This is a genomic window from Nocardioides sp. NPDC006273 (assembly GCF_040613495.1).
In the GTDB taxonomy this organism is placed as follows: Bacteria; Actinomycetota; Actinomycetes; order Propionibacteriales; family Nocardioidaceae; genus Nocardioides.
Genome location: NZ_JBEXSD010000078.1, coordinates 1 through 21,242, shown reverse-complemented (window position 1 = coordinate 21,242; position 21,242 = coordinate 1). Strand labels below are relative to the sequence as shown.

16 protein-coding genes and 2 pseudogenes are annotated in these 21,242 nt (G+C 69.2%); 9 read left to right on the top strand and 9 right to left on the bottom strand.

Annotation, left to right across the window (positions count from 1 at the left end; genetic code table 11):
* Positions 1–92, top strand: a pseudogene (locus tag ABZZ22_RS24260) (ABC transporter permease); the annotation flags it as partial.
* A 19-nt stretch (positions 93–111) separates the two neighbouring features.
* On the opposite strand, the gene ABZZ22_RS24255 reads toward ABZZ22_RS24260, so the two are convergent.
* From ABZZ22_RS24255 to ABZZ22_RS24245, 3 genes are all read right to left on the bottom strand, one after another.
* Positions 112–825, bottom strand: a complete 714-nt coding sequence (locus ABZZ22_RS24255) for a lytic transglycosylase domain-containing protein (protein WP_354937141.1) — start codon at positions 823–825, stop codon at positions 112–114.
* A 196-nt stretch (positions 826–1,021) separates the two neighbouring features.
* Positions 1,022–2,317, bottom strand: a complete 1,296-nt coding sequence (locus tag ABZZ22_RS24250; RefSeq protein ID WP_354937144.1) for a PhoH family protein — start codon at positions 2,315–2,317, stop codon at positions 1,022–1,024.
* Between the two features lie 398 nt (positions 2,318–2,715).
* Positions 2,716–3,492 (bottom strand): isoprenyl transferase, encoded by a 777-nt coding sequence (locus ABZZ22_RS24245; protein ID WP_179656558.1) that lies wholly within the window; start codon positions 3,490–3,492, stop codon positions 2,716–2,718.
* Between the two features lie 112 nt (positions 3,493–3,604).
* Here ABZZ22_RS24245 and ABZZ22_RS24240 point away from each other — a divergent pair, with 112 nt between their 5' ends.
* Positions 3,605–4,345, top strand: coding sequence for a hemolysin III family protein (locus tag ABZZ22_RS24240; RefSeq protein ID WP_354937137.1), 741 nt, complete (start codon positions 3,605–3,607; stop codon positions 4,343–4,345).
* Here the strand turns inward: ABZZ22_RS24240 and ABZZ22_RS24235 are convergent.
* A complete protein-coding gene (locus tag ABZZ22_RS24235) occupies positions 4,306–5,568 on the bottom strand; it encodes an MFS transporter (protein ID WP_354937134.1) in 1,263 nt (420 codons plus the stop codon). The genes ABZZ22_RS24240 and ABZZ22_RS24235 overlap by 40 nt on opposite strands.
* Before the next feature lie 56 nt (positions 5,569–5,624).
* Here ABZZ22_RS24235 and ABZZ22_RS24230 point away from each other — a divergent pair, with 56 nt between their 5' ends.
* The gene (locus tag ABZZ22_RS24230) at positions 5,625–6,590 is read left to right on the top strand and encodes a DUF5937 family protein (RefSeq protein ID WP_354937131.1); all 966 of its coding nucleotides are present in this window, start codon (positions 5,625–5,627) and stop codon (positions 6,588–6,590) included.
* Positions 6,591–6,618: 28 nt separating this feature from the next.
* On the opposite strand, the gene ABZZ22_RS24225 is transcribed toward ABZZ22_RS24230, so the two are convergent.
* Together ABZZ22_RS24225 and ABZZ22_RS24220 are read right to left on the bottom strand one after the other, a co-directional pair.
* On the bottom strand, positions 6,619–8,118 hold the full coding sequence (locus ABZZ22_RS24225) for an amino acid permease (RefSeq protein WP_354937128.1): 1,500 nt from the start codon (positions 8,116–8,118) through the stop codon (positions 6,619–6,621).
* A 53-nt stretch (positions 8,119–8,171) separates the two neighbouring features.
* Positions 8,172–9,845, bottom strand: a complete 1,674-nt coding sequence (locus ABZZ22_RS24220; protein WP_354937125.1) for a tannase/feruloyl esterase family alpha/beta hydrolase — start codon at positions 9,843–9,845, stop codon at positions 8,172–8,174.
* Positions 9,846–10,077: 232 nt separating this feature from the next.
* On the opposite strand from ABZZ22_RS24220, the gene ABZZ22_RS24215 reads away from it, so the two are divergent.
* Genes ABZZ22_RS24215 through ABZZ22_RS24195 form a run of 5 tightly spaced genes read left to right on the top strand, consistent with a single transcriptional unit; the run spans position 10,078 to position 14,772 of the window.
* Positions 10,078–10,851 carry an ABC transporter ATP-binding protein gene (locus ABZZ22_RS24215; RefSeq protein ID WP_354937122.1) on the top strand — a complete coding sequence of 258 codons (774 nt, stop codon included), beginning with the start codon at positions 10,078–10,080 and terminating at the stop codon, positions 10,849–10,851.
* Positions 10,844–11,551, top strand: coding sequence for an ABC transporter ATP-binding protein (locus ABZZ22_RS24210; protein WP_354937119.1), 708 nt, complete (start codon positions 10,844–10,846; stop codon positions 11,549–11,551). The genes ABZZ22_RS24215 and ABZZ22_RS24210 overlap by 8 nt, the downstream gene beginning before the upstream one ends.
* 60 nt (positions 11,552–11,611) lie before the next feature.
* Positions 11,612–12,859 (top strand): ABC transporter substrate-binding protein, encoded by a 1,248-nt coding sequence (locus ABZZ22_RS24205; protein WP_354937116.1) that lies wholly within the window; start codon positions 11,612–11,614, stop codon positions 12,857–12,859.
* A gap of 42 nt (positions 12,860–12,901) precedes the next feature.
* Positions 12,902–13,774 (top strand): branched-chain amino acid ABC transporter permease, encoded by an 873-nt coding sequence (locus ABZZ22_RS24200; RefSeq protein ID WP_354937113.1) that lies wholly within the window; start codon positions 12,902–12,904, stop codon positions 13,772–13,774.
* Positions 13,771–14,772 (top strand): branched-chain amino acid ABC transporter permease, encoded by a 1,002-nt coding sequence (locus ABZZ22_RS24195; protein ID WP_354937110.1) that lies wholly within the window; start codon positions 13,771–13,773, stop codon positions 14,770–14,772. Before ABZZ22_RS24200 ends, ABZZ22_RS24195 begins: the two co-directional genes overlap by 4 nt.
* 11 nt (positions 14,773–14,783) lie before the next feature.
* Here the strand turns inward: ABZZ22_RS24195 and ABZZ22_RS24190 are convergent, their stop codons facing one another.
* Both ABZZ22_RS24190 and ABZZ22_RS24185 read right to left on the bottom strand, forming a co-directional pair.
* Positions 14,784–16,679, bottom strand: coding sequence for a GAF domain-containing protein (locus ABZZ22_RS24190; protein ID WP_354937107.1), 1,896 nt, complete (start codon positions 16,677–16,679; stop codon positions 14,784–14,786).
* Between the two features lie 63 nt (positions 16,680–16,742).
* Complete coding sequence (locus tag ABZZ22_RS24185) at positions 16,743–18,803, bottom strand: thioredoxin domain-containing protein (protein ID WP_354937104.1); 2,061 nt, start codon at positions 18,801–18,803, stop codon at positions 16,743–16,745.
* Between the two features lie 123 nt (positions 18,804–18,926).
* On the opposite strand from ABZZ22_RS24185, the gene ABZZ22_RS24180 reads away from it, so the two are divergent.
* Positions 18,927–20,333 (top strand): hypothetical protein, encoded by a 1,407-nt coding sequence (locus ABZZ22_RS24180; protein WP_354937101.1) that lies wholly within the window; start codon positions 18,927–18,929, stop codon positions 20,331–20,333.
* 486 nt (positions 20,334–20,819) lie between these two features.
* On the opposite strand, the pseudogene ABZZ22_RS24175 reads toward ABZZ22_RS24180, so the two are convergent.
* Positions 20,820–21,242, bottom strand: a pseudogene (locus ABZZ22_RS24175) (ABC transporter ATP-binding protein); the annotation flags it as partial.

Below are 21,242 nucleotides of genomic sequence, written 5' to 3'. Positions count from 1 at the left end.
GCATCGCCATGCTGGTACGGACCGCGGTCGATGCCTTCGAGTCGGTCGACCGAGGTGTCCGGGACGCAGCAGTCGCGGTCGGCCACACGGATCGGGCCGACTCGGCGTGGCTCAGTACCAGCCGACGGACTGGGAGTGGCCCCAAGCGCCGCAGGGGGAACCGTAGCGGTCGTTGATGTAGCCGAGGCCCCACTTGATCTGGGTGGCTGGGTTGGTCGCCCAGTCGGCACCGGCGCTGGCCATCTTGGAGCCCGGGAGGGCCTGCGGGATGCCGTAGGCGCTGGAGGAGGGGTTGTCGGCGGTGTGGTTCCAGCCGGACTCCTTCTGCCACAGCGGCTCCAGGCAGGAGAACTGGTCCATCCCCCAGCCGAAGTCGCCGAGCATCGACTTGGCGATGTCCCTGGGGTTGCGCAGATCGATCTCGATCTCTTCGACGCCGGCGATGGCCCGTACGTCGTTGCCGGCCGACAGCGCGGCCTGCTTGCCGGGGTCGGCGACCTCACGGCGGTCACCGGCCGAACGCGACAGGGACGAGGTCTCGCTGCCGCGGGCGGCGGACTCGGCCTCGATCGCGGCGCGCTGGGCGTCGGTGAGCTCGGGGAGGTCGGCGGCGGCCGCCTCGCCTGCGCTCAGAGTCGGGTCGTCGGTGGCTGGCCCGGAGTAGGCCACCCCACCCGCGACTGCGGCACCGGTCCCGCCGAGGGCGAGGACGGAGAGTAGGAGGGTTGTCTTGGCGGTCGTACGCGCAGCCTTGTGCGGAACGTCGACAAGCGGATTCGCTGGCGCACCGCGATGTCGCGGGGCACGATGAACTGGCTTGGTCACGGGCTCTCATTCGGGGGCTGAGGCATTGCAGACCCGCAAACAATGCACGAGCGCCCACCCCGTATCAAACCGGACGCACCGTTTGTGGGTCAGAAATGACCGTCCTGAGCATCACTTCCGCACCATGAGTCACATGAATCACAGCGGCCCCAGACCTTACCGGTCTGGGGCCGCTGGGGTGAGAAGGATTACGACGTCACGGGACCACGTTCTCCAGCATCTCGGTGACGAGCGCCGCGATCGGCGAGCGCTCGGAGCGGGTCAGGGTGACGTGCGAGAAGAGCGGGTGGCCCTTCAGCTTCTCGATCACCGCGACCACGCCGTCGTGGCGTCCGACCCGGAGGTTGTCGCGCTGGGCGACGTCGTGGGTCAGCACCACCTTTGAGTTGGCCCCGATCCGGGAGAGCACCGTGAGGAGCACGTTGCGCTCCAGCGACTGCGCCTCGTCGACGATGACGAAGGAGTCGTGCAGCGACCGGCCGCGGATGTGGGTCAGCGGCAGCACCTCGAGCATGCCCCGGTCGATGATCTCGTCGATCACCTCCTGCGTGGTCACCGCGGAGAGGGTGTCGAAGACGGCCTGGCCCCACGGCGACATCTTCTCGCCCTCGGTGCCGGGCAGGTAGCCGAGCTCCTGGCCACCGACGGCGAAGAGGGGCCGGAAGATGACCACCTTCTTGTGCTGGTTGCGCTCCATGACCGCCTCGAGGCCGGCGCAGAGAGCCAGCGCGGACTTTCCGGTGCCGGCCCGCCCGCCGAGCGAGACGATGCCCACCTCCGGGTCGAGCAGCATCTCCAGCGCGATCCGCTGCTCCGCGGAGCGGCCGTGGATCCCGAAGGCCTCCCGGTCACCGCGGACGAGGTGGATCTGCTTGTCCGGGCCGACCCGGCCGAGCGCGGTGCCGCGGTCCGACATCAGCACCAGACCGGTGTGGCAGGGCAGGTCGCGGGCCGAGTCGAGGTCGAGGACACCGTCGTCGTAGAGCTCGTCGAGATCCGCGGAGGCGACGTCCAGCTCGGCCATTCCGGAGTAGCCCGGGTCGGAGTCGTTGATCCGCTCACCGCGGTAGTCCTCGGCCTCGAGCCCGACCGCGGACGCCTTGATCCGCATCGGCAGGTCCTTGGACACCAGGGTCACGTCGAGCCCGTCGCCCTTCAGGTTGCGCGCGACCGCGAGGATGCGGGTGTCGTTGTCACCGAGCCGGAAGCCGCTCGGCAGCGAGGACGGGTCGGTGTGGTTGAGCTCGACACGGATGGTGCCGCCCTCCTCTCCGACCGGGACCGCCGTGTCCAGGCGACCGTGGGTGATCCGCAGCTCGTCGAGCTGCCGGAGCGCGGAGCGGGCGAAGTAGCCCAGCTCCGGATGGTGCCGCTTCCCCTCGAGCTCGGTGATCACCACCACCGGGAGCACGACCTGGTGCTCGGCGAAGCGCGTCATGGCCTTCGGATCCGAGAGCAGGACGCTCGTGTCGAGAACGTACGTTCGCACGATGGGCGACTCGTTCTCAGCGGTGGCAGACTCCGACGCCGGTGTCGGAGCGGCCGACGTGTCGGCCTCGGTGACGAGCTCATTCGCGGTTCGGTTGGCCACGCGGATCACCTCTCGCGACCGGCTCACACACCCTTGAGTCCGGTCATTTCATCGTTAATCAGATGGACCGGACGGTGGACCGTCAGTCGGGGTGCCGACCGCCTCACACCCGTCGGGATCGATGCGATCCTGACGCAGGTTCAGTTCGTGACTACTCACGTAACGGGCCTCCAGGTGCGGCGAGATTTTGTTCCCCGCCGTTGCCACAACGCTACTTCGCCAGACCAACGGTGCGTGGCAACACGCAGCATTTTTCTTTGTGAACACCTGGTGACGCCCTGCATTGTGCCGACCAGTGGTCACCTGCCGAGGCGACGCTCGCGGTGCGCGTAGGCCCGTAGGGCCCGCAGGAAGTCCGTACGCCGGAAGTCGGGCCAGTAGGCCTCGCAGAAGTAGAACTCCGACTTGGCGCTCTGCCAGAGCAGGAATCCGCCCAGGCGCTGCTCCCCGGAGGTGCGGATCACCAGGTCGGGGTCGGGCTGGCCCTTGGTGTAGAGGTGGTCGGCGATGTGCTCGACGTCGATGATCTGGGCGAGCTCCTCCAGCGAGGTGCCGCGGGTCGCGTGCTCGTTGAGCAGGGCGCGTACGGCGTCGGCGATCTCGCGCCGGCCGCCGTAGCCGACAGCGACGTTGACCAGCATCCCGTCGACGTCACGGGTGGCCTCCTCGGCGGCCTTGAGACGGTGGGACAGCCAGTCGGGCAACAGGTCGAGCGCGCCGACCGGATGCAGCCGCCAGCGGCGTACGTCTGCCAGCGAGTCGACGGCGTCGGCGATGATCTCCAGGAGAGGGGCCAGCTCCTCGGCGGGGCGGTTGAGATTGTCGGTGGAGAGCAGCCACAGGGTGACGACCTCGATGCCGATCTCGTCGCACCAGCTCAGCAGCGGCTCGATGTTGGCCGCGCCGGCACGGTGGCCGTGGGCGGTCGACTGGCCGACCTCCTTGGCCCAGCGGCGGTTGCCGTCGAGCATCACACCGACATGCTTGGGCAGCTTGGAGCTGTCGATCTTGCGCAGCATCCGCGCCTCGTAGGCGGGGTAGAGAACCCGACGTACGCCTTCCTTCCAGTCTGCCACGAGCAGAAGGGTATCGGCGGCGCGCGCACATCCCCCAGCGGGACGGGAATCACCCCAACCGGCGGTACGGGATTCACCTCGTCTTCAGGGTCTACCGATAGTGTTGATCCTCATGAGCGAGATGACTGACGCGATGCGCCTGACGGTCGGAAACATCACCGACTCGGTCTCCTCGACCGTCCACGAGGCCCTTCCGAAGATGCGCGGCTGGATCCATCTGGCCACCGCGCCACTCACGCTGGCGGCCGGAATCGTCCTGATCGTGCTGGCGCCCGCAGGGGCGCCCCGGGTCGGTGCTGCGGTGTTCACCATGGCCGCCCTGCTGCTCTTCACCGTCTCCGCGGTCTACCACCGGGTCAACGCCCTCGGGCGGTGGAACGAGCGGTGGTACACGATCATGAAGCGCTGGGACCACGCGAACATCATGCTGATGATCGCCGGTTCCTACACGCCGTTCTCGCTGCTGCTCCTCGACGGTGTCACCCAGGTCGTGCTGCTCTCTGTGGTCTGGACCGGCGCGATCCTCGGTGTGCTCTTCCGGGTCTTCTGGAACGACGCACCGCGCTGGCTCTACGTCCCCAACTACATCGCCCTCGGCTGGGCTGCGATCTTCTTCATCCCGGCGTTCTTCACCGGCGCCGTGGCGCTCGGGGTCGGCATCGGGATCGCCACCTTCACGCTGATCTGTGTCGGTGGCGCGCTCTACACCGCCGGTGGCGTCATCTACGGCTTCAAACGGCCCGACCCGTGGCCGCGGTGGTTCGGCTTCCACGAGGTCTTCCACACCTTCACGATCCTGGCGTTCGTCGCTCACTACACGGGCGTCTCGCTCGCCACGTACGCGCTGCGCTGAGGCTCCCGCGCCCGCGCTGCCGCCGCGTGCCGCGCGAGCATCGCGGTGAGGATGCCGGTGATGGCGAAGACCGCGCCCAGCACCATCCACCCGCCCGTGCCATGGTCGATCGCGGTGGCGGTCACCACCAGCGGCGCGAGCATGTGTGCGAGCGCGTAGCCCATCTGGCTCACCCCTTGATAGGCACCGGCTCGCTCCTGGTCGGCGAGCTCGAAGGCCAGTCCCCAACTGCCCGCCTCTCCGCGGGTCTCGGCCGCGGAGGCGGCCAGGGCCGCGAGCAGCAGTACGCAGGTGGCGACCACCGGACCGACGTACTCCGCCGCCGCGAAGAGCAGGCAGGCCGCCAGCAGCAGGAATCCGGCACCGCGCACCGCCCGTCCCGCCGTCGCGATGTCGTGGGTCCCTCGTGAGGCGCGCACCTGGAAGAGCGCGACGTAGACCGTGTTCACCACCAGCAGCAGCGAGACCAGGACCGTCGGAGCGTCGGTGTGGTCGGCCACCCACAGTGGCACCGCGATCGAGGTCACTCCGAAGTGGATCGCCATCACCCCGCTGAGCACGGCGGCGGTCACATAGGTGCGGTCACGCAGCGGCGAGGGCCCCTTGACCGCCGCGGGCCCGGCACCGGCATCCATCGTGGCGGCCAGCCCGACGACCCGGCGCCGGAGCCCGACGAGCGGCACCGCCGCCAGCGTGGTGAGCACGCCGACGATCACCATCGTGGTGCGGTAGGCGGTCGCGGTGTCCACCACCAGCGCCAGGGCGGCGAGCAGCGTGCCCACTCCGATCATCACGTTCATCACCACCCGCAGCCGTGCCCGGACCGCCACCCGCTCGGGGCCGACGAACCAGCGCGCGACCAGGGTCGCCTGGGCGCTCGAGTGGAAGCCTCGTGAGGCCGAGACCCAGGTCGCGACCAGCACGAACGCGACCACGTCCCGCGCCAGCGCGTAGGCGAGCAGCGCGGTGCCGTAGCTCGCCATCGCCCACAGCTGAACCCGGTCGGCACCCCAGCGGTCGCTGACCCGCCCACCGGCGTACGTGGCGAGCACACCGACTCCGCCGGCGACGGTGAGCCCGACGCCGACGGTCACCGCCGAGAGCCCGACGACGCGGGTGAAGTAGAGCGCGCTGACGGCGAAGAACATGCCGCGCGCGAGCGAGAGGGCCGCGACGGCGCCGACGAGCGGACGCTCGACCGGGTCGCTGGGAGGTCGGATCATGGCCCAGTTGTCGCATTCGACGACCGGGGACCGCGAACGATATAGCGTATTGCTTCATGGTGAGGTATGAGCTGACAGGCGCCGATCTGAGCGAGGTCAGGTTCGCCATCTCGCCCCTCAACGAGCTGACCCTCTCGCTGAGAGCGCTGCGCGATCCGGGCCGCTTCCCGCTCCACCTGCCCTGGCTCCGCGCAGTGGCCGCCGCGGACCTCGACCGGGAGGCTCTGCTGGCGCTGACCAACCAGCGACTCTGGACGCCGGACTTCCTCAACCCGCGACCGCACCACCCTCTGGCCCGGCTCGAGGAGGAGCTCGAGGTCGTCGCGGCGACACCGCCGCATCGGGTGCGCGCCGACCTCGACGCCGTCCACTTCGACACCGCCAGTCGGCCGGCTGCGCTGGACGGGCGCCCGCAGGCGGTGCTGCGCCGGGTGCTCACCGCGCTGAGCGACTACTGGGAGGCCTGTTTCGAGCCGCACTGGCAGCGGATGCGGGCGGTCCTGGAGGCCGATATCGTGCACCGCGGACGCACGATCGTCCACTCCGGCATGGCCACGATGTTCGCCGACACCTCGCCGCGGGTGACCCTCGCCGACGACCTGCTCACCATTCGGCTCAACACGTCGAAGGTCGACTATCGGCGTACGACCGCGGGTATCGGGCTCACCTTGGTTCCCACCTTGTTCAGCCTCAACCCCTCGACGCCGATCTCGGCGGCCGAGCCGCCGGTCATGTTCTACCCGGCCCGCGGCCTCGGCACCCTGTGGAACACCGACCGGCCGCGGGCGCCGCAGGCGCTGCGCGAACTCATCGGCGAGACCCGCTCGGGGCTCCTGAGGATGCTGGAGGCACCGGCCTCGTCGACGGAGCTGGCGGTACGCCTCGGGGTCACCGCCGCGGCCGTCAACCAGCATCTGAGGGCGATGCGAGCCGCCGGGCTGCTGACCTCGGCCCGCCACGGTCGATCGGTCCTCTACCTGCGCTCCGACCTCGGCGACCGCTTCATCGACGCCGCGCGATGACCTCCCGCCGCCCCAGATCCGGGGAGCCTCACATGTGCAGCGGCTCGGCGGCCTTGTCGTCGCCGCCCTTGCCGACCCGCGAGTTGCGGTAGCCGTAGAGGAAGTAGATGGCGAAGCCGAGCGCCATCCACGCCAGGAACCGCAACCAGGTCTCGATGCTCAGGTTGAGCATCAGGTAGAGGCAGATCACCGCGGCCAGGATCGGCAGCACCGGACTGAACGGCACCTTGAAGGAGCGCTGCAGGTCCGGGCGGCGCTTGCGCAGGATCGGCACGGCGATCGAGACCATCGCGAACGCCGTCAGCGTGCCGATGTTGACCATCTCCTCGAGCTTGCCGATCGGGGTGAACGTGGCCACGATCGCGACGAAGGCGCCGATGACGAGGGTGATCCGGATCGGCGTACCGGTCTTCGCGTTGACGTGGGCGAACTTGACCGGGAACAGACCGTCGCGGCTCATCGCGAAGACGACCCGGATGGCGCCGATCATCAGCGTCATCACCACGGTGGTGAGGCCGGCGACGGCACCCGCCGAGATCAAGATCGCGAACCCGCTGCGGCCGACGTCGCGGAAGGCGGTGGCGAGCGCGGCCTCGGGGTCGATCTGGTCGTACTTCACCATGCCGGTGATGACCAGGGCGACGGCGACGTAGAGCAACGTGCAGATCACCAGCGAGCCGATGATGCCGCGAGGAAGATCGCGCTGAGGGTTGTTGGCCTCCTCCGCGGTCGTGGCGACCACGTCGAAACCGAGGTAGGCGAAGAAGACGACAGACGCGGCCGAGATGATGCCGAGGACGCCGAAGGTCTGCGGCTCGAGACCGAAGGCCCACTGGATCAGCGGCTGGTGGATGCCCTCGCCGCCGACGGAGCCGGCGCGCCCGGGGATGAACGGGTCGTAGTTGGCGCCGGAGATGTAGAACATGCCGGCGACGATGACGAACAGGACGATGAACAGCTTGACCGCGACGAGCGCGAGGTTGACCCGCAGCGACTCCTTGATGCCGATCGCGACCAGGCCGACCAGGGCGACCACGAGCAGCAGCGCGGCCAGGTTGGGCTGACCGAACTCGGCGTTGGCGTCCGGACCGAAGCCTTCGGGCCAGCCGAGGCCGATCTCCTCGAGGAACGTCACCAGGTAGGCGCTCCAACCCTGCGCGACCACGGACGCACCCAGGATCATCTCCAGGATCAGGTCCCAGCCGATGATCCACGCGAGCATCTCGCCGAGGGTGACGTAGGAGAACGTGTACGCCGACCCGGAGACCGGGACGGCCGAGGCGAACTCCGCGTAGCAGAGCGCCGCCAGGCCACAGCAGAACGCGGCGATGACGAAGGAGAAGACCACCCCTGGCCCGGCGTACTCGGCGGCGGCCCGACCGGTCAGCGTGAAGATCCCCGCCCCGATGATGACGCCGATCCCGAAGACGGTCAGGTCGACGGAGGTGAGCCGGCGCTTGAGCTTGAAGTCAGGGTGGTCGGCATCGGCGAGAGACTGCTCGATGGACTTTGTTCGCCAAACGGACATGAGGGATAGCAAACCATCCGGATCGGCCCGATCGACAGTTCGGGGTTACCCCGTCATCGCTCGCACCGGAAGCTGCTGGCCTCCGCGGCAGGCCCGCCGACGTACGCAGGATAGGCAGGCCACTCGCACAGCGGCCGAGTGCGGCCGGCGCCGGCGTTGCCGTCGGCGACCACCTGGTTCTGGTCCGGCGCGACCCCGTCCTCCGCCCAGTTCTCCATCGTCGTGAGCGAGTCGTAGGAGGCGGAGTAGGCGACCGGGGCGAAGTTCGCGTGGTTGGCGCCCGGGACCAGGTAGAAGCGCGAGAACCGCTCGGTCGCCCGCTTCCCCATCGTCCGCTCGACCCGCTGGTAGTAGTCGATCGTGGAGCGGTGACTGACCAGCTCGTCGGCGGCGCCGTGGACCAGGATCAGCCTGCCGCCCGAGCGGGCGAAGGGTCGCAGGTCGGCGTCGTTGACGTCCTGGAGCGCAGTGAGCTCACTGATCCGGCGCTGCCACTCCCCCGGGTTGGCCGGGTCGATGGCGAAGGGGCTGATCTGCGGATCCCGGGCGACGAAGTGCTTGACCCACTGGTTCCAGAACTGCATGCCGTAGCCCGCGGTCACCGGCATCGGGTCGGCCGGGGCGGTGGTGCCGAAGCCCAGGATCGGCGTCGACATCCGGGCCCCGGACAGCAGCGGGAACCCGGGGTAGCCCCACTCCCCGCTGGCGACCCGGTAGGGCAGTCGCCAGCTGCTGTCGGCAGCGACCACCGCGTCCACCTGCTCACGGGAGAGGCAGGTGGCCCCCGGGTCCTCACCCTCGCCACACAGCAGCGTCTCCGGCTCGAAGTCGCAGCCGGCCTCGTCGGAGATCACCCCGTCCTCGAGCCCGTCGTCGCCGTCGCAGGCGGCCAGGACCCGTTGCGCGACAAAGGCCTGCTGGGCCGGGGACGGGAAGGCGCCGGGCTTGGCGAACTCGTGGGTGATCCGGCCGAAGAAGAGGTCGAGGGTGGCGGCGTTCCAGGCGGGGTACGCCGAGATCACCCCGTCGAAGTCGCGCGGCCAGCGCTGCGCGACCGCCAGCGCTTCACGGCCACCGGTCGAGCCACCGGCGAAGTAGGCCGTGGCGGGAGCCCGGCCGAAGGCCTTCCGGATCACGTACGCCGCGGTGTCATGCACCTTCTTGAGCGCGTCGCCCGAGAAGTTGCGCAGCGCCTCGTCGGAGCGGCCGAACCAACCGTCCAGGCTGGGGATCGGGTGGCGGCCAGGGTCAGCCTGGTGGCCCGAGTCGCTGGCATAGGTCGCGTAGCCGCGTCCGAGCGGGGTGCGCTGGTCGACCGGGCCGAAGGGCACGTTCTGGGTGAGGCTGGGAACGGTGCCGTTGTAGCCGCCACCGCCGAACATCATCGTCCGCCCGTTCCACCCCTCCGGCAACGCCAGGCCCATCCGGATGTCCGGCGCAGCGGAGTCGACCGGGTGGATCGCGATGTCGGCGCGGCAGTAGGCCGGGAGCGCGGCCGGTCCGGTCCCCGACGCCGGCACCGACGCCGTCGCGGTGACCTCGGCACCGCTGGTGGGCAGACCGATGCGCTTCACGGGGATCTTCAGTCCGACCAGCGACGAGCAGTCGGCGCCGCCCTTCGACGGCGCGGCGTTCGCGGGCGCATGGCCGACGACCAGGGCCGCGGCGGCGAGGGCCAGCGACGAGCCGGCAGTCAGGAGTCTGCGTACGAGACGGGCGTGGGGCATGGTTGGCCTCCTGGACGGGGCCCACCTGGGCCGGCCTTCGGATCCGTCAAGCATCGCGACGCCGTGTGACGTACGCCATGTGGCCGGCCCACACATCTCCTGGGCTCGGGATGTGGTCGGCCGGGAGCCGCTAGCCGAGGCGACGGCATGGGGATCAGCCACACAGCAGACCGGCTCAGTGTGTCTCGAACCCCTATGGCGCACGCCTCACCACTTCCCTAGCGTCGCCCCTGTGACGAGCACCACATCAGCCCCGAGGTGGGCGCTACGGACCGAGGGTCTCACCAAGGACTTCCGTGGCTTCCGCGCGGTCAGCTCCGTCGACCTGGAGGTCGCCGAGGGCTCCGTGCACGCGCTCGTCGGCCCGAACGGGGCCGGCAAGACGACCCTGTTCAACCTGCTGACCGGCTTCCTGAAGCCCACCAGCGGACGGATCACGGTCTTCGGTGACGACGTCACCGGGATGGCACCGGAGCGGATCACCCGTCACGGGGTGGCCCGCTCCTTCCAGATCACCAGCCTCTTCGAGAACCTCACTCCTCGCGAGCACGTCGAGATCGCGCTCCAGGGGCTGACCAACCAGGGCCTGAAGTTCTGGCGCTCGGAGAGGCTCCTGGGGCAGCGGCGCGACGAGGTCGACAGGCTGCTGGCCGAGGTCGGCCTGACCGAGCTGGCCGACAAGCCGACGGGGCTGATGGCGTACGGCCAGAAGCGTGCGCTCGAGCTCGCCCTCGTGCTCGCCGTCGAACCGAAGCTCCTCCTGCTCGACGAGCCGACGGCGGGGATGGGCATCGAGGACGTCGACCGCACCATCGAGCTCGTCCAGCGCATCGCCGAGGGCCGCACCGTCATCTTCGTCGACCACAACATGCACGTCGTCGGCCAGCTCGCCGACCGGGTCACGGTCCTGCAGCAGGGCTCGGTGCTCGCCGAGGGCCCCTACGACGAGGTGCGCGCGGATCCCCGCGTCATCACCGCCTACCTCGGGGAGGCCCACAGTGCTTGAGACTCCGATGCTCGACGTCGTCGAGCTGAGCGCCTGGTACGGCGAGGCCCAGGCCCTGCGCGAGACCACCTTGAGCGTCGCCGCGGGCGAGGTCGTCACCCTCGTCGGTCGCAACGGCGCCGGCAAGACCACCCTCGTACGCTGCCTGATGGGCCTCCACAAGCAGCTGACCGGAACGATCCGGCTCGACGGCCGCGACATCACCTCGCTGCCCGCCCACAAGCGTGCCCGCGCCGGGCTCGGCTGGGTGCAGGACGACCGGGGCATCTTCGCGAACCTGAGCGTCGAGGAGAACCTGCTCCTGCCGCCGAAGGTCTCCGAGTCGGCCTGGACGTTGGAGCAGGTCTACGACGCCTTCCCCGCTCTCGGCAGCCGCCGGCGAGCGGGCGGGACGACGCTCTCGGGTGGCGAGCAGCAGATGCTCGCCGTCGCCCGGGTGCTCCGCACCGGGGCCCGCGTGCTCCTCCTCGACGAGCCCTCCGAGGGGCTCGCCCCCGTCATCGTCGCCCAGATCGGCGACATCGTGCGGACCGCGAAGCAGTCCGGGATCGGCGTGCTCCTGATCGAGCAGAACGTACGTTTCGCCGCCACCGTCGCCGACCGCCACTACCTGCTCGCCCAGGGCCGACTCGTCGAGAGCCTGGACAACGACGAGTTCGTCGCACGCCAGGACGAGCTGCTCGAACACCTCGGGATCTGACCCCAAGCAATCAGCGCAGTCCCAATCAGCGCAGTCCCAACCCCCGCGAGGAGAGACACGATGAACAAGCGACGCACAGCTTCCGGCGCCTCCGTCCTGATGGCAGGTGTCCTGGTCACCGCAGGCTGCGGCGCCGGCGGTCCGAGCGCCGGCGGAGGCGACTTCACCGACGACAAGGTGGTCCTCGCCCTGCTCAACGACGCTTCCGGCGTCTACAAGGACGTCTCCGGCCCCAACTCGAAGATCGCCATCCAGATGGCGATCGACGACTATCAGGAGAAGTACGGCGACGACGCCGTCGTCGAGGACATCGAGGTGACCTCGGCCGACCATCAGAACGAGCCGGACATCGCCAACACCAAGGCGCAGGAGCTCTACGACCGCGAGGGTGCCGACATCATCCTCGACGTCCCGACCTCGTCGGCGGCCCTCGCGGTCGCGACGCAGGCGAAGAACAAGAAGAAGCTCTACATGAACATCGGCGCCGGGACGACCGAGCTCACCGGTGCCCAGTGCAACAAGTACACCTTCCACTACGCGTACGACACTTGGATGCTGGCCAACGGCACCGGCACCGTCGTGACCGAGGAAGGCGACAAGAACTGGCAGCTGATCTACCCCGACTACGCCTTCGGTCAGGACATGGTGAAGTCGTTCACCGGCGCCATCGAGGCCGGCGGTGGCAAGGTCGGGGGCACGATCGCGACGCCGTTCCCGAACGACAACTTCGCGACGTACATCACCAAGGCGGGAGCCGCGAACCCGCAGGTCATCGGCACCATGCACGCCGGTGGCGACCTGATCAACCTGGTCAAGCAGTACAACGACTCCGGCCTGAAGGAGAAGGGCATCGACCTGGCCGTCGGGCTGATGTTCATCTCCGACATCCACTCGCTCGGTGTCGAGGCCTTCGAGGGCACGATCTTCACCGACGCCTGGTACTGGAACCTCGACGAGAAGTCCCGCGAGTGGGCCGACCGTTTCCTGGAGGAGACCGGCGACCGGCCGACGTACGCCCACGCCGGCAACTACTCCGCTGCCCTGCAGTATCTGGAGGCGGTCCAGTCGGCCGGCACCGACGACGCCGACAAGGTCGTCGAGGAGCTCGAGGGCAAGAAGGTGGACGACATGTTCCTCCGCAACGGTGAGATCCGCGCCGAGGACCACCGGGTCATCCACGACGTCTACCTGGCCAAGGTCAAGGGGCCGGATGCCGTCAAGGAGGACTGGGACTACGAGGAGATCATCAAGACCATCCCGGCCGAGGAGGCGTTCCGCCCGGCGGCGGAGTCCGGCTGCTCGATGTAGCCGATCGGTTCGACGTCCAGAGGAACGGTCAGAAGGATTGGTATGAACGCGGTTCTGCAATACACCGTCCAAGGGCTCGCGGCCGGCAGCTTCTACGCGCTGGCCGCGCTCGGCCTGGCGGTCATCTTCGGGGTGCTGGGTGTGGTCAACTTCGCCCACGGCGCCTTCTACATGCTGGGAGCGGTCGCCGCCGCGGTGCTCCTGGACACCCTCGGTCTGAGCCTGTGGGGTGCCCTGATCGTGGTGCCCTTGCTGATGCTCGTCTTCGGGATGCTGGTCGAGCGGCTGCTGGTGCAGTGGCTGCTGCCGCTCGACCCGCTCTACAACCTGCTGCTCACCTTCGGGCTGACCCTGCTGCTGGTCGACCTGGTCAAGCGCCGCTACGGCGTGAGCGGTCTGCCCTACGAGCGCCCTGAGGTGCTCAGCGGGCGGATCCAGGTGGCCGGCGTCGGGTTGCCGATCTACCAGCTCTTCGTGATCGGCGTGGCCCTGCTGGTCTGTCTCGGCGTCTGGCTGCTGATGACGCGTACGCGGGTGGGCATGATCGTCCGGGCCGCGACCGAGCGGCCCGAGCTCGCCGGTGCGCTCGGGATCAACGTCGGGCGCTGGGTGACCCCGGTCTTCGGCTTCGGGGTCGCGCTGGCCGGGCTGGCGGGAGTGCTGGCGGCGCCGTTCCGGGCGATCACCGCCGAGATGGGCAGCGACTTCATCATCATCCTGTTCGCGGTCGTGGTGATCGGCGGGCTGGGCTCGATCGTCGGCGCCGTCGTCGGCGGGTTCCTGGTCGGACTGGTGGAGGCGTTCGGGCAGGCGTACGCACCGACGTTCGCGCAGGTGCTGATCTTCGTGCTGATGGCCGTGGTGGTCCTGGCCCGCCCGGCCGGGCTCTTCGGCCGAGAGGAGGCGACGGCATGACGAGCATCGCGACGGCCGGCGCGAGCGTCACCGAGCAGCATGCGGCGATCGCGGGTGGGCGGCCCTGGCAGCGGCTGGTGCTGCTGGCCGTCGGCCTGCTGGTGGCGCTGGGGCTGCCGTGGTTCGTCTACCCGCCGGTGGCGATGGACATCGCGGCGTGGGCGCTCTTCGCGGTCGCCCTCGACCTGCTGCTGGGCTACTGCGGGCTGCTCTCGTTCGGTCACGCCGCGTTCTGGGGCGGATCGGCGTACGCGACGGGGTTGATCGCCATCCACTTCGGGGTTCCCTTCCCGGTGGCGGTCTTCGGCGGGGCGCTCTTCGCGATGCTCCTGGCCCTGCCGATCGGCTATCTGTCGGTGAAGCGGTCGGGGATCTACTTCGCGATGGTCACCCTCGCCTTCGCGCAGATGCTCTTCTTCATCGCCAATCAGGCCTCCGCGCTCACGGGCGGCGAGAACGGGCTCCAGGGCGTGCCGCGGTCGTTCTTCGGGATCGAGGCGGTCGAGACCGACTCGTTCTTCTTCTACTACGCCGCGCTGCCGATCATCCTGCTCGGGATGTGGGCCGCCTGGCGGATCGTCCACTCCCCCTTCGGGCGGGTGCTGGTCGCGATCCGCGACAACGCGCCGCGAGCCCGGGCGCTGGGCTACGACGTGGAGCGCTACAAGCTGATCGTCTTCGTCCTCTCGGCCGGGCTCTCCGGGCTGGCCGGCGGTGTCTTCGCCGTCTCGCACGGGTTCGTGGCGCTGCCCGAGCTGCACTGGGCCACCTCCGGCGAGGTCGTCCTGATGACGGTGCTCGGCGGGATCGGGACGCTGTGGGGCGGGGTGATCGGCGCCGGCCTGATCGTGCTGCTGGCCGACTATCTGGCCTCGTCCGGGTTCGACGGGATCGGGATCGTCACCGGTGGCGTGTTCGTGACCGTGGTGCTGCTCTTTCGCCGTGGCATCTGGGGCACCGCTCGCCACCTCTGGCTCAGCCGCCGGAAGCCGACCTAGACGTAGGCTTCCTAGGCGACCAGCAGATGGAGCCGGAGCGCCAGCTGCACCTCGAGCTGGCGCTCCGGCTCCTGCCATCCCTTGCCGAGCAGGCGGGTGACACGCTCCAGGCGCTGGGTGACCGTGTTGACGTGGACGTGCAGCGCGCCGGCGGTGCGGGTGAGGTTGCGGTCGGCGGCGAAATAGGTCCGCAGGGTCTCGACCAGCTTCGATCCCTTCGCGGCGTCGTAGTCGATCACCGGGCCCAGCCGTGAGGTGACGTACGCAGCCGGGTGCCCGTCGGAGCCGAGCAGCAGGCCCACGAACCCGAGATCGTCGGCGGTGACCACCTGGCCCTCGCGCCCCAGGGTCATCGCGGCCGCCAGGCAGCGCCGGGCCTCGTCGTAGCCCTTCACCACGGCATCGGGGCTGCTCAGCGGTCCCGGGACCGGGCCGGCGGCGCCGACGGTGACCGGCGCGCCCGCCGACAGCCGCAGGCCCTCGACGACCAGCTCGCCGGCGGCACGGGCGTCGCAGTCTGGGAAGATCAGCACGACCTGTCCCTGCCGCACCGCCGCGAACCCGTCGTGGGTCGCGGCGACGAACGTCGCCGCCTGACCGACCCGCGCCCGGTCGCCGGGGACATCGGCCACCACCACCGCGTAGGGCCTGGACAGGTCTGCCTGCAGAAGGCGGCCGCGCTCGCGGAGCGTCTCCGGATCCGGGGTGGTGCCGGAGAGGAGCTCGTCGAGGAGCTCGCCCCGCACCCTCCCCTCGGCCTCGGCGACGCTTCGGCGGAAGAGCAGCAGCAGCGCCGTGACCAGCGCCGCGCGCTCCAGGATCCGCTGGTCGCCGTCGTCCAGATCGCCGTTCTCGCGGTCGACCTCACGTGGGCCCAGCAGCATCGAGCCGAGCTGCTCGGCTCCGGCGAGGACCGGGGTCGCGTAGATGTCACCGCTGCCGGCGGTGCGGCTGAGGTCGAGGCTCCGTCTGGTCACGGCGGCCTCGTAGTCGGAGACAGGCTGGCCCGGGGCGCTGCTCGCGATGGTCTCTCCGCTCAGATCCAGGACGACGACCCGGGCGCCGAGGACCTCGGCGACGCTGCGTACGACGTCGTCGACGCCGCCGCCCTCGACGACGATCCTGGTGAGCCGGTCGTGGGCGTCGGCGGCACGCTCGACCGCCTCGTTGCGCGCCTGCAGCTCGCGGGTGGTGACCTCGAGCTCGGCCACCGCGGCGCGGGTCTCCTCGAGCAGCCGGGCCTTGTCCACGGCGATCGCGGCATGGGCGGCGAGGGAGACGAGCAGTGCGCTCGCCTCGGTGCCGAAGGGACGTACGGTGCGGTTGGCGGCGAAGAGGACGCCGATCACCTGGGTGCCGAGCAGGAGGGGTACGCCGATGATCGCCCGGATGCCCTCTCCGCTGACCGCGCCGTCGATGTCGGGGGCGTGCCGGAAGCGCTCGTCGAGGATGTAGTCGGCGGTCGAGTAGGGCTTCATGGTCTGGGCGACGAGGCCGCCGAGCCCGATGCCGTAGGGGATCCGGGTCGAGCGGAAAGCGGCGGTCAGGATTCCCTCGGTCACCCGCATGTACTCACCGCGGCGCTCGTCGTTGAGGGTCAGGTAGGCGACGTCGCTGTTCAGCAGCTGCTTCGCCCGGGTCACGATCGCCTGCAGCACCGCTTCCAGGTTCGTCAGCATCGCCAGGTCGTTGGCCGACTCGAACAGCGCACCCAGCTCTCCCTCGCGTCGGCGACGCGCCTCCAAGATGTCTCTGACCTGGAGCGCGAGCCGCTTGGCGTAGTCGATCCGCTCCTGTTCCTCGACCGCCGCCCCCGCCGCTCGCGCGGCCCGCGACGGCCCCTCGAAGTCGGCCTCGGCGGCATCCCCGGCGAGCAGCTCCAGGAACGCCACCACATCGACCGTCATGTGACCGAAGTTACACTTCTACGGGCTCGCCGACATATGGGATCACCCCATAGTTGTCGCCGCTCAGGTGTGTGCCCTCTCCAGGTCCGCCACCGACGTGACCGGGCGTTCGCAGACGAACCCCCGACAGACGTACGCCGCCGCCTTCCCGTCCACCGACGTCCGGCTGCTCAGCAGCGGGATGTCCTCGCGGGCCTCGTCGGCGACGACCACCACCGCACCCGGCTTGCGCCGGGCCGCGGCCTCGAGGGCGTCGCGGTCGGGTCCCGGAGGTCCGACGACCGCGATCTCGAGCGGACCCTCGGCCATCGTGGCCGCGGCTGCCAGGGACCAGCCGGCGAACCGGGGCGCCTTGGCGATCAGGGTGCTGGTGGCGGCGAGCGCCTCCTCGGCCGCGGCGCGGAAGCGACCCTCGCCGGTGAGCGCGTGCGCGGTGACGAGCGCATGGGCCATCGCACTGGTGCCGCCGGGGCTGGCGTTGTCGGAGGGATCCCTGGGCCGGGTGACCAGCGCCTCCGCGTCGTCGGCGGTGTCGTAGAAGCCACCATCCTCGGCACGGAAATGAGTCAGCGCGGTGTCGAGCAGTGCCGTCGCCCGGTCGAGCCAGATGCTGTCGCCGGTCGCCTGGACCAGGCTCAGGAAGCCGCCGGCGACACAGCCGTAGTCCTCGAGCACGCCCGCGTGGGCACCTGCCGCGCCGTCGCGGCTGACGCGGAGGAGGCGGGCCGCCGGTTCCTCCGTCAAGGTATGCAGGTCAACGCTCACATCCCCTGCGGAACTCCGCCCGGGATGTGAGCCTTCGTCTGCATACCTTGATGAAGGACCGTGCACCCGCCACAGCAGCTCCGCCGCCGCAACCGCCGTTTCGACGTACCGCGGCTCCCCCAGCAGCAGCCCGGCATCGACGAGCCCGCTGATCGCCAGCCCGTTCCAAGCCGCGACGACCTTGTCGTCGCGCGCCGGGCGGACCCGATCCTCGCGCGCGGTCAGGAGCCGCGTCTTGACCGACTCGAGCCGCTCGGTGTCGTCGGGCCGGTGGCGCAGCTGGAGCGTCGAGGCCCCCTCCTCGAACGTCCCCGCCTCGGTGACCTCGAAGAGCTCCGCGGCCCAGGCACCGTCCTCGGCACCGAGAACCTCGACGAGCCCGGCCGGGGTCCAGACGTAGAACTTCCCCTCGACCCCTTCGCTGTCGGCGTCGAGCGCCGAGGCGAACCCGCCTTCGGCGGTGCCGAGCTCGCGGATCATCCAGTCGGCACTCTCCCGGGCGACCCGGTCACCGAGATCGGTGCCGAGGCGAGCGTAGAGCCCGATCAGCTGGGCGTTGTCATAGAGCATCTTCTCGAAGTGCGGAACCACCCAGCCGCGGTCAACGGCATAGCGCGCGAACCCGCCCCCGATCTGGTCATAAAGCCCACCGCCCGCCATGGCGGCCACCGTGCGCGAGAGCATCTGCGGGACTCTCGAGTCCACCTTGGACACCCGCCGCAGGAACTCCAGCACCATCGACGGCGGGAATTTCGGAGCACCCCCGAACCCACCCGCCATCGGGTCGAACTGACCCGCCAGCATCTCGACCGCGGCGGTGACATCCACCTGCCAGTCACCGGCTCTTCCGTCAGCTCCGGAGATGGCGGTCAGATGCTGACGTACGTTCTCCGCAACCGCCCCGATCTCCGACCGCCGCTGCGTCCACGCCTCCGAGAGCGCCTGCAGCACCTGCGTGAACGCCGGCTGCCCATGGCGCGGCGTGTCCGGGAAGTAGGTCCCCGCGAAGAACGGGTTGCCGTCGTGGTCGAGCACGACCGTCATCGGCCACCCGCCCGACCCGGTCATCGCCGTCGTCGCCGCCATATAGACCGCATCCACATCCGGCCGCTCCTCACGGTCGACCTTGATGTTGACGAAGTGCTCGTTCATGTACGCCGCGGTCGCCGCGTCCTCGAACGACTCGTGCGCCATCACGTGGCACCAGTGGCAGGCTGCATAGCCGACCGAGAGAAGGATCGGTGTATCACGACGCTTCGCCTCGGCGAAGGCATCCGGTCCCCACTCCCACCAATCCACGGGATTACCTGCATGTTGAAGGAGATACGGGCTCGTCGCACCAGCCAGACGGTTGACCATTTCCATCACTCCTAACGAGTGGCACGTGTATCATGATCAGGCTCGTGATACACGAGAGTGATACACGAAGCAGATCTCGGTGGGCCCGCACCGGACCCGCCCCCCACTCTAGGAGGGACACGGATGCCACCCCGCAAGAAGCCGACGCTGCTCGCCCAAGGCAAGCCGCGCACGCTCGGCGGGACCAAGCGAGCCTGGCGCGTACGCCTTTACGCCCCGGGCGTTGGCAGCACGAGCTACCAGGTGATGTTCCGGTCACCGGCCGGCGACGGCGAGCCCTGGCAACGCGTGCTCCGCCGAGCCAGCACCGAGACCGAGGCCCGTGACATCTTCGACCGGGCCGAAGCGGCACTCGACACGGCGACGGAGGCACCGGCCCGGGCCGACGTACGCGCCGCGCGCACGATCCGAATGCTCGGCGACGAATACATCAAGGACAGCCACGAGCGAGACAAGCACCCGCGCACGATCCAAGGCCGCGAGTCGAGACTGAACGCGCACATCCTCCCCACTGTCGGCGACGTCCCGGTCGCGAAGTGGCGGGTAGAACACAGCCGCAAGGTGATGGAGAAGGGCGCTCAGACCATCTTCTCGACCCGGGGCCGAGAAGACCTCCGCGGGCAGCTCGCCGCCATGCGCAAGCTCGCCTGGCGCTTGGGCTGGCTCGACCGCTCGGTCGACCCGCTCGACGGACTCGAGATCGGACGCACGACGGTCCTCCACGGAGCCACCACCCACTTTGTCGACCCGCGCCTGCGCCCCGAGACCCGCCAGGTGCGAGCTATGGCCGACGCCGCCGACAAGCTCTGCGGCCCGGACAGCACCGACCCGCTGATGACCCGGCTACCTCTCTTCGGCACGAAGATCCGCGTAGCCGGCTTCGGCGGCCTGCGCCTCGGTGAACAGAACGCGTTGCGGGCGATCGACGTCTTCTTCGACGGCGGCTACCTCCACGTCAACGGCTCCTGGAGCACACCACGCCACCAAGACGGATATCGCGGTCCGGTCAAGAACCACATCCTCCACGAGGTGCCACTCCCCGCCTCGATCCTGAACAACGAGCTCCTCCCCCGCGTCAAGGAACTGCTCGGACTGCCCCCAGCAGCCACTCTCCAGCAAGTCATCAACGCCCAGGACATCGAACGCCAGCGTCGGGCCGATCTTGCTGCACGCGAGCCAGACAGAACCGTGGCCTGGTGGAACTACCCGATCCCCCCAGAAGATGAGCAGTGGCTCTTCGTGGACACCACCACAGACCTCCCGGTCAAACCCGAGCTCCACAATGAACGCTGGCACCGCGTCCGCGCGTGGGTCGAGCAGAACGACCCCAACAACTCCTGGCCCCGCACGATCGTCTACCGCAACCTCCGCCACCACGCAGCGACCAAGTGGTTCCACGAGGAGCTCGGCGAATCCTGGGAGGTCGTCGCCCAATACCTCGGCGACAAGCTCACCACCGTGCTGAACCACTATGTCCGCGCAGGCGAAGACGCGCTGCGCGACTCGGTCGACAAGCTCTCGGGACGATGAGGTGGCCAATGACATCCGACGCGGGCCTCGACCCAAGAACCTCTAACGGCGCCCTATCTGCCGATCTCGCGGGCGTTTTGCGGCAACCGTCGAATGCCGTCAAGATCGGCGGGGAGCTGTCGAGACGGACGCCGGCCAGCGTCACCTGGGGCGGTGGCGTCCTACTGGACCGTCTCGGGCATGCGACGTCGCGCAGTCGTAGAGACGATTCACCCCATCGTGGAACGCGAGGAGCCGACCATGGAGTCCAGATCACGATGTCGCCCAAAGACAAATCTGTGTCGCACGGGGGCTCGTGCACTGCGTGAAGAGCGGTAACGCTACGGAGCAAGAGCAACGACGTCCAAGGGAGATCCTGGTCTCGCCCAAGACACTGCGCCGCCTCGGGCGGGTCGAGTACTGACTCTGCGTCGACTCGACTCGGACACCTAGGCACCGGGCTCCACGCCACGGACCGCTGCCGTCCTGTCGCGCCGGATGTGGGTCTCAGAGTACAGCGCCAGATGCGGCGTACACCGTGTCAGGCCGGAACGATCCCGGGGGCGGGGTGACACCGTTCTCACGGCACCAGGCACCCGGCGGACGCTGGTACTTGCGCGGAATGCCGTTGGACGGCTCGAGCTGCATCGGGATCGGCGGCAGCGGCGGCAGACCCATGTCCTTCTCCGCAGCCAGCTCGTCGGCGTCCTTCTCCTCCGACATACCGATCGGGCCGATCGTCTGGGCGTTGAGGAACTGCCGCACCACCGGCTCCTCAGAGCTCAGCAGCATCTCGCGGGGCCCATACATCGCCAGGTGCTTGTGGTAGAGCAGCCCGATGTTGTCCGGCACCGTACGCGTCGAGTTGATGTCGTGGGTCACGATCAGGAACGTCGCGTCGATCTGCGCGTTCAGGTCGATGAAGAGCTG